The 14,339-nt window shown below is 64.9% G+C and carries 10 protein-coding genes; 3 read left to right on the forward strand and 7 right to left on the reverse strand.

Annotated features, from left to right (window positions below):
- The first annotated feature begins 70 nt into the window (after positions 1-70).
- The gene (locus CT676_RS09690; RefSeq protein WP_167768004.1) at positions 71-1,222 is read left to right on the forward strand and encodes an AGE family epimerase/isomerase; all 1,152 of its coding nucleotides are present in this window, start codon (positions 71-73) and stop codon (positions 1,220-1,222) included.
- A gap of 3 nt (positions 1,223-1,225) precedes the next feature.
- Here CT676_RS09690 and CT676_RS09695 read toward each other — a convergent pair whose 3' ends face one another.
- The 6 genes from CT676_RS09695 to CT676_RS09720 form a co-directional block, all read right to left on the reverse strand.
- Positions 1,226-2,065, reverse strand: coding sequence for an ABC transporter ATP-binding protein (locus CT676_RS09695; RefSeq protein WP_135214483.1), 840 nt, complete (start codon positions 2,063-2,065; stop codon positions 1,226-1,228).
- Positions 2,066-2,190: 125 nt separating this feature from the next.
- Complete coding sequence (locus tag CT676_RS09700; RefSeq protein ID WP_135214484.1) at positions 2,191-3,474, reverse strand: ABC transporter substrate-binding protein; 1,284 nt, start codon at positions 3,472-3,474, stop codon at positions 2,191-2,193.
- A 46-nt stretch (positions 3,475-3,520) separates the two neighbouring features.
- Positions 3,521-4,594: a branched-chain amino acid ABC transporter permease gene (locus tag CT676_RS09705; RefSeq protein ID WP_135214485.1), complete on the reverse strand. Its 1,074-nt coding sequence runs from the start codon at positions 4,592-4,594 to the stop codon at positions 3,521-3,523.
- A 3-nt stretch (positions 4,595-4,597) separates the two neighbouring features.
- Positions 4,598-5,491: a branched-chain amino acid ABC transporter permease gene (locus tag CT676_RS09710; RefSeq protein ID WP_014493866.1), complete on the reverse strand. Its 894-nt coding sequence runs from the start codon at positions 5,489-5,491 to the stop codon at positions 4,598-4,600.
- 223 nt (positions 5,492-5,714) lie between these two features.
- Positions 5,715-7,646 (reverse strand): long-chain fatty acid--CoA ligase, encoded by a 1,932-nt coding sequence (locus CT676_RS09715; RefSeq protein WP_135214486.1) that lies wholly within the window; start codon positions 7,644-7,646, stop codon positions 5,715-5,717.
- Positions 7,643-8,464 carry an ABC transporter ATP-binding protein gene (locus CT676_RS09720; protein ID WP_135214487.1) on the reverse strand — a complete coding sequence of 274 codons (822 nt, stop codon included), beginning with the start codon at positions 8,462-8,464 and terminating at the stop codon, positions 7,643-7,645. The genes CT676_RS09715 and CT676_RS09720 overlap by 4 nt, the downstream gene beginning before the upstream one ends.
- A gap of 337 nt (positions 8,465-8,801) precedes the next feature.
- Here CT676_RS09720 and CT676_RS09725 point away from each other — a divergent pair, with 337 nt between their 5' ends.
- On the forward strand, positions 8,802-9,476 hold the full coding sequence (locus CT676_RS09725) for a Crp/Fnr family transcriptional regulator (protein WP_135214659.1): 675 nt from the start codon (positions 8,802-8,804) through the stop codon (positions 9,474-9,476).
- Here CT676_RS09725 and CT676_RS09730 read toward each other — a convergent pair.
- Positions 9,473-10,723, reverse strand: a complete 1,251-nt coding sequence (locus CT676_RS09730; RefSeq protein WP_135214488.1) for an MFS transporter — start codon at positions 10,721-10,723, stop codon at positions 9,473-9,475. The two genes, CT676_RS09725 and CT676_RS09730, sit on opposite strands and share 4 nt — an antisense overlap.
- Positions 10,724-11,013: 290 nt before the next feature.
- On the opposite strand from CT676_RS09730, the gene CT676_RS09740 reads away from it, so the two are divergent.
- The gene (locus CT676_RS09740; protein WP_135214489.1) at positions 11,014-14,337 is read left to right on the forward strand and encodes an adenylate/guanylate cyclase domain-containing protein; all 3,324 of its coding nucleotides are present in this window, start codon (positions 11,014-11,016) and stop codon (positions 14,335-14,337) included.
- Positions 14,338-14,339: the final 2 nt, after the last annotated feature.

Raw genomic sequence — 14,339 nt, forward strand, 5'->3', positions numbered from 1 at the left:
TTGGCATCCGTTGCACGCCGCCGCTGGCATGGGTATCAGACGGCCAGTGGCGAGGCGTGGCGAGGACGCGATGGCGGACGAAGGCATCATTGTGGCGGACGAGGCGGCGGACGTCGTCGCGCGCCTGAAGCGCCGCATGATCGACGAGGCGCTGCCGCTGTGGTCGTCCGTCGGCTGGGACGATGCGGCAGGCGGTTTCGTCGACCGGCTGCACCGTGACGGCACGGCCGATGCGGCCGCACCGCGGCGCGTGCTCGTGCAGGCGCGCCAGATCTATTGTTACGCCAAGGCGGCGCAGATGGGCTGGTACCCTGGGGGGCGCGGCATCGCGCTGAAGGGGCTGGAGCATCTGCTCAGCAAAGCGAAGGCGCCCGACGGCCGGCCTGGCTACGTGCACCGGCTGACGCCGGACGGCGCCGTGCTGGACGGCCGACGCGATGCTTACGACCACGCCTTCATCCTGTTTGCGCTCGCGGCCGTCTACGGGCTCGACCAGGATGCGCAAATTCGCGCCGAGATCGACGCGCTGCTCGCCTTCCTCGACGGCCATCTGCGCTCGCCGCATGGCGGCGTGCATGAAGGCCTGCCGGTCTCGCTGCCGCGCCGGCAGAACCCGCACATGCATCTGTTCGAGGCGATGATCGCGTGCTTCGATGCGACCCACGACCTGTCGTTCCAGAACCGCGCCGGCGAGTTCTTCGCGCTGTTCCTCGCCAATCTCTACGACAAGCAGAAGCGGATCCTGACGGAGTATTTCGAGGAGGACTGGTCCAAGATCGAGCCGGTCAGCGTCGAGCCCGGCCATCAGGCCGAGTGGGTCTGGCTGCTGAAAGGGTTTGAACGCATCACGGGTTGCCCGACCGGACAGCGTCGCGCCGAACTGCTCGCGACCGCGCTGCGCTATCGCGACGAGGCCACGGGGTGCCTGGTCGACGAGGGCGATGCCAGCGGCAACATCCGTCGCAGCACGCGCCGGCTGTGGCCGCAGACCGAGATGGCCAAGGCGTGGATCGCGCAGGCCGAGTCCGGCGAGGCGGGCGCTGCGGACGAGGCGCGCGCGGCGCTGGCGCTGCTCGAACGGCATTATCTCAGCCATCCCGTGAAGGGCGGCTGGTACGACCAGTTCGATCGCGACGGCAAATCGCTGGTCGACACCATTCCTGCATCGTCGTTCTATCATGTTCTCTGCGCAGTCACGGAAGCGGAGCAGGTGCTGAGCTGAGTTTCACAGCCACCGTTTGCGCCGCTTGAAACTCTTTAGGTTCTTGAAGCTCTTGCGCTGATCGCCGGCGCCGCCGAGGTAGAACTCCTTGACGTCCTCGTTGTCGCGCAGTTCGTCCGCGGTGCCGTCGAGCACCACCTTGCCCTGTTCCATGATGTAGCCGTGGCTCGCCACCGACAGCGCGGCGCGGGCGTTCTGCTCGACCAGCAGGATGGTGACGCCGAGGTCGCGGTTGATCTTCTGGATGATCGAGAACACCTCTTTCACCAGCAGCGGCGACAGGCCCATCGAAGGCTCGTCCATCAAGATCATCTTCGGTCGCGCCATCAGCGCGCGGCCGATCGCGAGCATCTGCTGCTCGCCGCCTGAGAGATAGCCGGCAAGGCCGGTGCGCTCCTTCAGGCGCGGGAAATAGTTGAAGACCATGTCGAGATCGGCATCGACCTCGCGATCCCTGCGGGTGAAGGCGCCGAGCTTGAGGTTTTCGAGCGACGTCATGTCGGCGACGATGCGCCGGCCCTCCATCACCTGGAAGATGCCGCGACGCACGATCTTGTCGGGATCGATGCCGGCGATAGCGGAGCCTTCGAACAGGATCTCGCCGCGTGTGACCTCGCCGTCCTCGGTCTTGAGCAGCCCCGAGATCGCCTTCAGCGTCGTCGACTTGCCGGCGCCGTTGGCCCCCAACAACGCCACGATCGCGCCCTTGGGCACGTCGAGGCTGAGGCCTCGCAGCACCAGAATGACGTCGTCGTAGACGACCTCGATGTTGCGGACGGCGAGGAGGGGCGGTGCGGGCACGACGGTCGGGGAGGACCGTGTTGCGTCGATGATTTCGGTCATTGGGTATGCCGCCAATCTGCTACTGTCGTCATGCCCGGGCTAGTCCCGGGCATCCACGTTCTTCATGCCGAGTGGTCAGACGTGGATGGCCGGGACAAGCCCGGCCATGACGTCGGAGATAGCGCTCACCACCCCAGCAATTCCGGCTTGCGCGGCAGCTCGACGGTCTTGACCTTCTCGAGCTTGATCGTGCCCTTGGCCATGAGATCATTGAGGTCGCCGTCGGTCGCACCCGCGATCTTGGTGCGATAGAGGTCGACCTTCAGCGTGCCGCGGTGGTCCTTGTCGGTCCAGGTCGAGGCATTGCAGACGCCGTCCATTCCGGCCGGCACCCAGTCCTTCTTCTGGTAGAAGCCCTTGGCGACGTTCTCGCCGGTCGCCCCGCCGTTCTTGGCAGCCCAGTCGAGCGCCTCCCTCATGTAGAGCGCCGAGCAGACCGCCGCGATGTAATGCACGGGCCGGTAGACCTTGCCGGTGGGGTCGGACATCTTGGAGATCTCCATCACCGTCTTCATGCCGGGCGCATCGCCGCCCCAGCTCACCGCGGTGCGCAGCGGGAAGATCACGCCGTTGGCGGCATCGCCGGCGGTCTTGGCGGCGTTCTCGTCCATGCCCCAGACATTGCCGAGGAACTGGATGTCGACGCCGGCGGTCTTGCAAGCCTTCAGGACGGAGATGTTGGAAGCCGCGGTGTTGCCGAGATAGGCGTAGTTGGCACCCGAGGATTTCAGGCTCAGGCACTGCGCGCTGTAGTCACCCGGTGTGAGCGCGAACACCAGCGGCGGCAGCACCTCGAAGCCGAGCTCCTGCGCCATGGCTTCGCCGGCGGCCTTCGGCGCGTTTGGATAGGGGTGGTTGGCGCCCATGTGCACGAACTTCGGCTTGCCGGGCTTGCCCTTGGACTTCCAGTCCTCGGCCGCCCACATCAGCATCGCGCGGAGCGAGTCCGAATAGCTCGGGCCATAGAAGAAATTGTAGGGCGCGGGCTTGGCCTTGCCGCTGACGCCCTCGGGATCGGTGAGGGCTGCGGCATAGGAGCCGGAGAGGTCGGGGATCTTGTCCTGGGCGAGGAAGCCGGTCAGCGCTTCGGTGTCCGCGGTGCCCCAGCCCATGATCGCGGCGACCTTCGAGTCCGGCGCCGACCATTTCTTGTAGAGCGCGATCGCGCGCGGCACCTGGTAGCCGTAATCGTTGGTATCGACGCTGAGCTGCTTGCCGCCGACGCCGCCGTTCTTGTTGACCCAGGCGAAGGTGTCGGCGACGGCCTGGCCGTAGGGCGTGCCGACGTCGGAGGTGCCGCCGGAATAATCGGCGAGGTGCCCGATCGCGATCTGCGCCTGCGCGCTCGCCGAAAAGGCTGCGATCGCCAGCGCCAGCGATGCGGTGCTCAAAAGGGATTTTGTCTTCATTGGTTGCCTCCTCATGTTTTTTCGTTGGTTAGAGAGTTGCCCGCGCTCAATGCGAGAACGGGTAGAGTTTCCAGTAGGCCTTGATCTGCCGCCAGCGATGCGCGAGCCCGTCCGGCTCGAACATCAGGAACGCGATGATGATCACTCCGATCGCGATCTCGCGCAGGAAGGTGATGTTGGTGTTGAGGGACAGCGCCTTGTCGATCGCGCCGCCCTTCAGGTACAGGCTGATGAATTCCATCGTCTCAGGCAGCAGCACCACGAAGGCGGTCCCCATCAGCGTGCCCATGATCGAACCGGTGCCGCCGATGATGATCATGGCGAGGAACAGGATCGAGCGCTCGATGCCGAAACCCTCCTGCGAGACCACGAGCTGGTAGTGGGCATAAAGCGCGCCGGCGATGCCGGCGAAGAAGGCGGCCAGCCCGAACGACAGCGTGCGGTATTTGGTGAGGTTGATGCCCATGATCTCGGCGGAGAGATAATGGTCGCGGATCGCCACCAGCGCGCGGCCGTCGCGTGTGCGCATCAGATTGGTGACGAGGACGTAGCACGCGACCACATAGGCTAGCACGACATAGAAATATTGCCGGTCGCCGCGCAGCGTGAAGCCGAAGATCGAGAACGGATTGGCGCTGGCCGGCACCGAGCCGCCGGTGAACCACTCCGCGCGGGAGAAGAAGTCGAGCAGGATGTATTGCGCCGCCAGCGTTGCGATGACGAGGTAGAGCCCCTTCAGTCGCGCCGCCGGGATGCCGAAGATCAGCCCGACCAGCGCGGTGACGACGCCCGCAAGCGGGATCGCGAAGAACACCGGGATCGGCGCGTTGTTGGAGATGTAGGCCGAAGTGAAGGCGCCGAGCAGGAAAAAGGCGGCATGGCCGATCGAGATCTGGCCGGTGAAGCCGACCAGGATGTTGAGGCCGAGCGCCGCGATCGAGAAGATGCCGATCTGGATCAGGATGCTGAGCCAGTACCCGCCAAGGAGTTGCGGCACGAGGCAGAGCAACAGCACGCCGATGATCGCAAAGTTGCGGCTGGTCGTGGTCGGGAAGATCGTGGTGTCCGCCGCGTAGGAGGTGCGGAAATCACCAGCAGGGATGAGGGCAGGGCCGGCCATGGATCAGATCCGCTCGATGTCGTGGGTGCCGAACAGGCCGTAGGGCTTGATCATCAGCACGATGATGAGGACGTAGAACGGTGCGATCTCGTAGAGATTGCCCCAGTGCAGATACTCGCTGTCGACATATTGCGCGATGTTCTCGAGCAAGCCGATGATGATGCCGCCGAGCACGGCGCCGCCGACGGAATCGAGCCCGCCGAGGATCGCCGCCGGGAACACCTTGATGCCGTAGGCCGCAAGTCCCGAGGACACGCCGTTGACGACGGCGACCACCACGCCCGCGACGGCCGACACTGTCGCGGAGATCGCCCACGCCATCGCGAACACGCTCTTGACGGAGATGCCGAGCGACTGCGCGACCTGCTGGTTGAACGCGGTGGCGCGCATCGCGAGGCCGTATTTGGAGGCGCGGAAGAACCAGGCCATGCCGATCATCATCGCGACCGAGACCACGAGGCTCATGACATAGACGGTCTGGATCTGAAGCCCGAGCAGGCTCACCGACTGGCTCTCGAACACGCGCGGGAACGGTTGCGGATTGACGCCGAACATCCATTTCAGCGTGGCCTGGAGCACGGTCGAGAGGCCGATCGTCACCATGATCACCGAGATGATGGGTTCGCCGATCATCGGTCTCAGGATCAGGACCTGGATCGCGATGCCGAATACGAACATGAACACCAGCGTCATCGGCATGCCGATCCAGAACGGCACCTGGTACTTCGCAAGCAGCGCCCAGCACACCCAGGCGCCGACCAGCAGCAGTTCGCCTTGCGCGAAGTTGACGACCTGCGTCGCCTTGTAGATCAGCACGAACGACATCGCGACCACGCCATAGAGCGTGCCGACCACGAGGCCGTTGACCAGGAGCTGGATGAGGAAGGCGGTGTTCATGTCGATGTCCGCGCAAAATGCAGAAGCGATGACGGTGCACCCTCTCCCCTTGTGGGAGAGGGTGGCTTCGCGAAGCGAAGCCGGGTGAGGGGTTCTCTTGGCAGCGACGGTGCGGAGAGAGGACCCCTCACCCGGGTGAGGATGTGGCTAGCGCGGGAGATGCCCTCTCCCACAAGGGGAGAGGGCGCATCGGCTGGCAGCGCGGTCTCGGTTCGAAGCAGGTTCACTCCGCGGCCTCCGCCATGTGTCCGTGTCCGCCCAGATCCACCACGCGCAGCGTCGTTCGCACGCGCTGCGTGGTGCCGTCCTGGAAGCGGATCACGGTGTCGACGGGGATGTCGGCGTCGCCGCGGTAGATCGCGTTGATGATGCCTTCGTATTTCTCGTTGATGACGCTGCGGCGCACCTTTCGGGTGCGGGTGAGCTCGCCGTCGTCGGCGTCCAGCTCCTTGTAGAGCAGCAGGAAGCGCGAGATGCGTTGGGCCGGCGGCAATGTGGCGTTGACGGTCTCGACTTCCTTCTTGAGCAGCGCGTAGACCTCGGGCCGCGAGGCGAGGTCGCTGTAGGTCGTGAACGAGAGCCGGCTCTTCTCCGCCCATTTCGAGATGATGGAGTAACGGATGCAGATCATCGCCGCGAGCGCGTCGCGGCCGGCCCCTAACACCACGGCCTCCGCGATATAGGGCGAGAATTTCAGCTTGTTCTCGATGAACTGCGGCGAGAAGCGCTCGCCGCGCGAGGTCTCGGCGAGGTCCTTGATGCGGTCGATGACGACGAGCTGGCGGTTCGCGTTGAAATAGCCGGCATCGCCGGACAGCATCCAGCCGTCCCTGATGTCGGCAACGCTTGCTTCGGGGCTCTTGTAGTAGCCGAGAAACATGTTGGGGTGCCGCACTACGATCTCGCCGACGCCGTGGACGTCGGCATTGTCGATGCGGATCTCGACGCTGTCGGCCATCGGCACGCCTGTCGTGTCGGGGTCGACCTTGCCCTCGGGGTGCAGCGTGTAGGCTCCTAGCAGTTCGGTCTGGCCGTAGAGCGTGCGCAGCGGCACGCCCATGGCCTGGAAGAACTTGAAGGTATCGGGACCGAGTGCCGCGCCGCCGGTCGCGGCCGAACGCAGGCGGGTAAAGCCGAGGCGGTCGCGGAGCGCGCGGAACAGGATTGTGTCGGCAAAGCTCGAACGTTTGCCGTCTGCGAGCGCGGCGAGGCCGCTTTTCATGCCGATGTCGAACAGGCGCTGCTTGAAAGGCGTCGCGTCCATCACCTTGGCGCGGACGTCGGCGGCGATGGATTCCCAGACGCGCGGCGCAAACAGCACGAACGTCGGCGCGATTTCGCGCAGATCGTTCATCATTGTATCAGGCTCTTCGACGAAGTTGATCTTCATCCGGCACAAGAGGCCTTTGCCGAGCGCATAGACCTGCTCCATGATCCACGGCAGCGGCAGCACGGAGACGTATTCGTCGTCCGGCCCCTTCGGATCGAAGGCGAGATAGGTCGCGCAATGGCCGAGCACGCGGCCGGCGGCGAGCATGGCGAGCTTCGGGTGTGAGGTGGTGCCCGACGTGGTGCAGAGAATCGCGACATCCTCGCCCTTGGTGGCATCGACGAGGCGATCGTAGAGTTCCGGCTCACGCGTGGCGCGGCCACGGCCGAGCTCGGCGAACGCTTCCGCCGACATCAGTCTGGGATCGTCGTATTTCCGCATGCCGCGCGGATCGGAATAGATGATGTGCTTCAGCCGCGGCACGCGCTCGGCAAGCGCGAGCAGCTTGTCGACCTGCTCTTCGTCCTCGGCGAAAACGACCTGCGCCTCGCCATAGTTGAGGAGGTAGGAAGCTTCCTCGTCCAGCACGTCGCGATAGAGCCCAAGGCTCAGTCCACCGATGGCGTGGGTCGCCACTTCCGCCGCGACCCAGTCCGGCCGGTTGTCGCCGATGATGCCGATGACGTCCTCGCGCCCCAAGCCCAATTCGATCAGGCCGAGCGCAAAGTCGCGTACGCGGGTGTGATAGTCGTTCCAGGTGAAGACGCGCCAGAGCCCGAGATCCTTTTCGCGCAACGCGATCTCGTTGCCGTGCTCCCTGGCATTGAGTCGCAGCATCTTCGGATAGGTGTCGGCCTGCGCGACGCGGCCCGCGTAATCCATCATGCCGCACTCTCCTGCGCCGGCGGAGCATCGTCCGGATCGACCAGCACCTCGTCCTCCTCGCCGAGATAGGCGCGCCTCACGTGGGGATCGGCGAGCACGGCGGCCGGATCGCCCTCGGCGATCTTGCGGCCGAAATCGAGCACGATGACGCGGTGGGAGATGTCCATCACCACGCCCATGTCGTGCTCGATCATCACCACCGTCATCCCGAACTCCTCGTTGAGGTCGACGATGTAGCGGGCCATGTCCTCCTTCTCCTCGAAGTTCATGCCGGCCATCGGCTCGTCGAGGAGAATGAGGCGCGGTTCCAGCGCCATGGCACGGGCGAGCTCGACGCGTTTGCGCAGGCCGTAGGAGAGGGTGCCGGCTTGCACCTTTCGCACCGACTGGAGATCGAGGAAGTCGATGATCTCCTCGACCTTGCGGCGGTGCTCGAGTTCTTCCTTGCGCGCGCCGGTGAGCCAGTACAGCGATCCCGTGAGGAAATTGTTCTTCAGGAGGTGATGGCGCCCGACCATGATGTTGTCGAGTACGCTCATGTGGTGGAACAGGGCCAGATTCTGGAAGGTGCGGCCGATGCCGAGCGTGGGGCGCGCGTTCGGCGTCAGCCCTGTGATGTCGCGGCCGCGGTAGAACAGCTGGCCCTCGGTCGGCTTGTAGCGACCGGAAATACAATTCACGATCGATGTCTTGCCGGCGCCGTTGGGGCCGATGATCGAGAACAGCTCGCCGTCATTGATCGCAAAGCTGACGTCGGTCAGCGCACGGACGCCGCCGAATCGCAAGGACACGCCGCGCACTTCGAGACTGGTAGCCACCAAACAAATCCCTCCCGGTGATGGCGCATTCAGCGGCGCTCTTCGTCCGTTCCTGTCGGGTGATCCTAGTACGGCCGTGCCGGTGAGGCCATGCAGCTATTGGTCTCGACCGGCGCCGCGTCACTCTTGCTCCCGATCGGGATCAAAAGCCGCATCACCCAAGGTGGTCCTCAATAGGGGAAAGCGCTATTTTGAAATGTCTCCCGCCTGACAATTCTGCGACAAAGTTTTTTCAGGCGGGAGTGGCCTTCATCTTTCGTCGGATGGTGGTCGAAGCGGTTGTGTTGCAGTGCAGCAGAGAGATTGGGTGGCGAACGGTGCGGCTGGCTTCGGCATCATGATTTCAGAGGATCAACTGAAGCGGGTCGCCGCCTGGTCGCGCGAGCTCACGGAAGCGGAGATCGAGGTCGCTCGCACCGGGATCACGGAACGGTCCTACCGCACCGGCGAGACCGTGTTCATGCGCGGCGATACGTTCGGCTATTGGGCGGGCATGGTGAGCGGCCTGGCACGGATGGGCGGGGTCTCGCGCGATGGCAAGGAGACGAGCCTTGCGGGGCTGACGGCCGGGGCCTGGTTCGGCGAGGGCAGCGTGCTCAAGAACGAGCCGCGTCGCTACGACGTGGTCGCGCTGCGCGACAGCCGCGTCGCGCTGATGGAACGCAGCGCCTTCATGTGGCTGTTCGAGAACAGTGTCGGCTTCAACCGCTTCCTGGTGCGTCAGCTCAACGAGCGGCTGGGCCAGTTCATCGGCATGCTCGAGGTCAACCGCACGCTGGATGCCACCGCACGCCTCGCGCGCAGCATCGCCTCGCTGTTTAATCCGATCCTCTATCCGGAATCCACCGCGCATCTCGAAATCACCCAGGAGGAGATCGGCGCGCTCTCGGGCATGTCACGGCAGAACGCCAACCGCGCGCTAAACCGACTGGAGAAGGAGGGGCTGCTGCGGCTCGAATATGGCGGCGTCACCATTTTGGATGTCGAGCGGCTGCGCGGCTACGGGGACTAGCGCGCGTTTGCGGGGGCGTGGACCGGCCAGAGGTCGGCGCGCCAGCGGATCGCGATCGCCAGCATCGCGATGAAGCCCGCGGCGGCGTAGAGCGAGCCCGTCGCGGAATAGCCGATGATGTCAATCAGGCTGCCGGCCGCGAGCAATCCGAGCGGCAGTCCGTAGATCACCATCATGCGCACGCCCATCACACGGCCGCGCAGGTGCGCGCTGGCCGTCCGCATCAGGATCACGGCAGCTGATATCATCGACATACTCTGGGCGATGCCGGCGAGAACGAGGCAGGCCATCGCCACCGGCATGGTCCTGATCTCGACGAACACCAGCAGCATGGCGTACCAGGCCAGCGTCGCGCCGATGAGAAGCCGGGCAATGCGCAGTCCGCTGACGAGGCTGAGCGTGATCGAGCCGATCAGCGAGCCGACGGCGAAGCTCGCCGAGAGATAGCCGAGGCCGGTCTGGTCGGTATGAAAGATTTCGCGTGCGATGTATGGCAATAATCCGCCGGTGAACGGAAAGGCCGTGAGATTAGCGAGGAAGGCGACGCAGAGCGCCGCGCGCATTCCCGGGCCGCTCCAGGCGTAGACGATCCCTTCCTTGAGGTCGCCCAGCAATCGCGAGACCGCGTGGCTGTTGGCCGGGAGATCGCTCGTGGACACGACCCGCTTCGGCCGGGTCAGGCAGAGCATGAGAAGTGCGGCCGTGAAGTAGAGACAGGCGATCGCGACATAGACGAGCCCAATGCCGAGGACGGCGAACAGTCCGGCGCCGGTCAATGCTCCGGCGATGCGGGCGCTGTCCTGGGTCGTGCGCGCAACGCTGATGGCGCCCACCAGTTGCTCCGCCGGCATGATCTCGGCAAGCAGCGCGCCGCGAACGCCGAGATCGGAGGGGCGGATCAGGCCCATGAGCGCGACGATGATCATCACGCTCAGCGGCGACAAATGACCGGTCAGCGCCAGAATCATGATGGTCGACGAGAGCGCCGTATAGGCAAGGCGCATCACGACCAGGAGGTCGCGGTGACCCATCCGGTCGCCGATCATGCCGAGCACCGGCGCGACCAGGGTCCCGACGAACTGCAGCGATGCAAGCACGGTGAGCAGCAGCACCGAGCCGGTCTCGACCATGATGTACCAGCCGAGCACCAGCGTCTCCACTTCGAACGCCCACGAGGTGAGCAGATCGGACGGCCACTGGAAGCGATAGTTGCGGATGCGGAATGGAGCGAGTGCGGATGTGCTCAAGATGCGATGATGGGTTTCACGGCGATTCCCCCTTATTTTTGTTCTTCTGTTGGCAGGGTAGCCCGGGCCATGTCCCTGTCAATTGGCGCTACCGCATGCCGCCATGCTTGCCGACGATTTGCGGTGCGCCAGTGCGCCCGCAGCATCGCTTCGTTGCCCAGCCGATACGGAGAGGTCGACGAACCACCGCTTGCTCTTCCCGTGCGACGAGCCCATGCTTGCCAGGTTCCTGGGCCCATCCTGCAGGTCCAGGAGTTCGCGCCATCGCGGCTTCCGCGAGGTCCTGACCCATGAACTGCTCCTGCTGTGGTTTAGAGGTCCAGAGCGGCTTTGCCTTCTGCCCGAAGTGCGGCACGAAGCAGCCGAACGCGTGCCCCGGCTGCGGCTTTCCATGCGCGCCGGATTTTGTCTATTGCCCGAAATGCGGTGCCTTCGTCTCTGAGGTCCCCACAGGCGGCGAGCAGGCATCGGCGCGGACGAGCCCGACGACGCTCCCGATCCGGTCCTCCTCTCCGCCGCTCGTGCCGGCGGAGGACGCTCAAGCCGCATTTCGAGCTCCGTCGGACAAGATCGACAGCGAGGCGAACCGCCGCACCATCACGGTGCTGTTTGCCGACCTCAGCGGCTTCACTGCGATGAGCGAGCGGCTTGACCCCGAGGTCATGCAGACGCTTCAAAACGAATTGTTCGAGGAGTTGACGGCCGCGGTGCAAAGCTTTGGCGGCTTCGTGGACAAATTCATCGGCGATGCGCTGCTGGCTCTGTTTGGTGCGCCGGCGGCGCACGAGGACGACCCGGAGCGGGCGGTGCGCGCTGCCCTCGACATGATCGGCCGGACGGCGCGCCTCAGCGAACGCGCGGAGGCGTATGCCGGTTCACCGCTGCTGCTCCATGTCGGCATCAACACTGGGCACGTCGTCGCCGGCGGGCTCGGTGCGGGCGTTGCCAAATCCTATTCGGTGACCGGCGACACGGTGAACACCGCCCAGCGGCTACAATCGATGGCGGCTCCGGGCGAGGTGCTGGTCGGGCCGCTGACTCACCGCCTGACGCGGCATGCGTTCTCCTATGACTCGCTTGGCGAGGTCTCGCTCAAGGGCAAGATGGGCAGCGTGCTGGTCCACCGTCTGAAGGAGCTGCTCGACACGCCCCGTGCGGTGCGCGGTCTCGACATGCTGGGCCTCAATGCGCCGTTGATCGGGCGCGACGCCGAGCTTGCGCGCCTGATCGGCAGCCTTGATCGCGCGTGCGGCGGCGCGGCTCAACTGGTGCGGCTGGTCGGTGAAGCCGGCATCGGGAAAACGCGCCTCGTCAGCGAATTCGTCGCGCGCATCCGCGACCAGGATCGTTTCGCCGGCGTGGCGATCCGGCACGCGGCGTGCTCGCCGCTCGGCGAACAATCTTACGGCACTCTCGCCGCCGTGCTGCGCAGCGCCTATGGCATCGCGCAGAAGGCGGGCGCCGCAGAGGCGGAGGCAAAGGTCGCCGAAGCGCTGTCGGAGCTTGGCCTTGCGACCGATGAGGCCGACCGCCTGATGCCCCTCTATCTGCACATCCTCGGCCTCGGCGACCCCAACGCCGCGCTCAGGCATGTCGAGCCCGAACAGCTCCGCCGGCAGATATTCTTCGCGATTCGCACCGTCTTCGAACGCCGTCTGGCACTGTCGCCACTGCTGATCATCGTCGAGGATCTGCACTGGGCCGACGCGGTGTCGCTTGAAGCGTTGCGGTTCCTGATGGACCGGCTGGAGCGGACGCGGCTGATGCTGCTGTTTACGCATCGGCCGATGCTCGAACTGGACCAGTTCGGTTCGAGCAGGATCAGTCACACAACCCTTCGGCTGCCCCCGCTTGGCGACGCCGACGGACAAAAGTTGCTCGCGGCCTATTTCAGTCACGGTTGGCGTGAATCGCCGGGAGGTCTGTTCGGTCGAATTCTCGATCGCGCCGGCGGCAATCCGCTTTTCCTCGAGGAGATCATACGCGGCCTGATCGAAGCCGGCACCCTGGAGCGCGACGGCGCGCAGTGGCGGATGAAATCGGATGAAGCCGCCGCCGATATTCCGGCAAGCATTCAGGCGTTGTTGCTGGCGCGTCTCGACCGGTTGCCGCATCAGGTGCGCCGCCTGGCACAGGAGGCCGCCGTGATCGGCCCGCGGTTTGATGCGGCTGCTCTCGGCGCGGCGGCAACCGAGCCGGCGAGGGTTGAAGCAGGGCTCGAGCTTCTGTGCGACGCGGAGATCATCGAGGAGATCGCGGGCGCGAACTCGATTTCGCTGCGGACTTACCGCTTCACGCAGACCATGCTTCAGGACGTGATCTATCAAAACCTGCTTCTGCAGCGCCGGATCGAGCTTCATGGACGGATCGGCGGGGCGCTCGAAAGGCTCTATGGCAATGAGCCCGAGCGCCTCGAAGATCTCATCCTGCTCGGACATCACTTCAGTCTGAGTGCGAGCAAGCCGAAAGGCGCGCGCTATCTGCGCGCGGCCGGCGATCGCGCTCGCGCCAGCTATGCCAATGACGATGCCATCCGTCTCTACCAACAGGCCCTCGCCGTGCTGTTGACCGGCGGCGTGCGGGAGCCAGAACGTCTGGTCCTGTACGAGCGGATTGCGGACCTATGTGCCGCGGCTGGCCGCCGGAACACGGCCGAAGAGCAATATCAGAGCGCGTTGGAGGGGCACCGCGCGATCCAGGACCGGATCGGCGAAGCGCGAATCCTTCGCAAACTTGGCCGATTGCTGTGGGACGCCGGCAAGCGGGTCAAGGCAGAGACGCATTACGCCGAGGCGGCCAACCTGCTTGGAGGGACCGACGCGCCCATCGAGTGGGCGCATCTGTTGCAGGAGCGCGGGCGTCTCGCGTTTCGGACCGGCGATCACGTGGCCGCCGCAAGATGGGCAGACGAGGCGCTCGGCTATGCACGGTCCATACCGGCGGACGCGGACGAGCAGGTCGGTCTCGAGGCGGCACGCGCCATTGCGGAGGCCCTCAACACCAAGGGCGTCGCGCTGGCGCGGCTTGGACGACACGAGGAGGCGGTGCGCGAGGTGGAGCAAAGCGTTGCAGCCGCCGAAACCGCCGGCTTCCTCAACGTAGCCTGCCGCGGCTACACCAATCTCGGGGTGCTTTACACGATTGTCGACCCGGCGAAAGCCGTGGAGGTCTGCCGGCGTGGGCTCGATGTCGCGCGTCGGATCGGGGATCTCGGCTTCCAGGCGCGTCTTCTCGCCAATTTTGCCGTTGCCTGTTGCACCTTCACGGACAGATGTACAGAGGAAGGGGTACCGGCTGCCGAAGAGGCGATCGAAATCGATCGTGCACTCGATCAGCGCGAGCATCTCTCCGTGCCCCTGATCGTGCTCGGGCAAATCCATCAATGCCACTTCCGCCCCGATCTGGCCGCCCTCTGCTACAATGAGGCAATCGAGGTGGCGAACGAAACCGGCGAACCGCAGCAGCTCTTTCCATGCTATGATGGTCTCGCCACGCTGAGCCTTGATCGAGGCGACATGCCCGAGGCCGATCGATATTTCGCGCTGGCGCATGATGTCTGCGCCCGCCACGGGCTTGATCCCGCCGGGCTGATCGTACTGCCATTTCTTGACTAGGT

The organism is Bradyrhizobium sp. MOS001, assembly GCF_004634465.1.
GTDB classification, from domain to species: domain Bacteria; phylum Pseudomonadota; class Alphaproteobacteria; order Rhizobiales; family Xanthobacteraceae; genus Bradyrhizobium; species Bradyrhizobium barranii.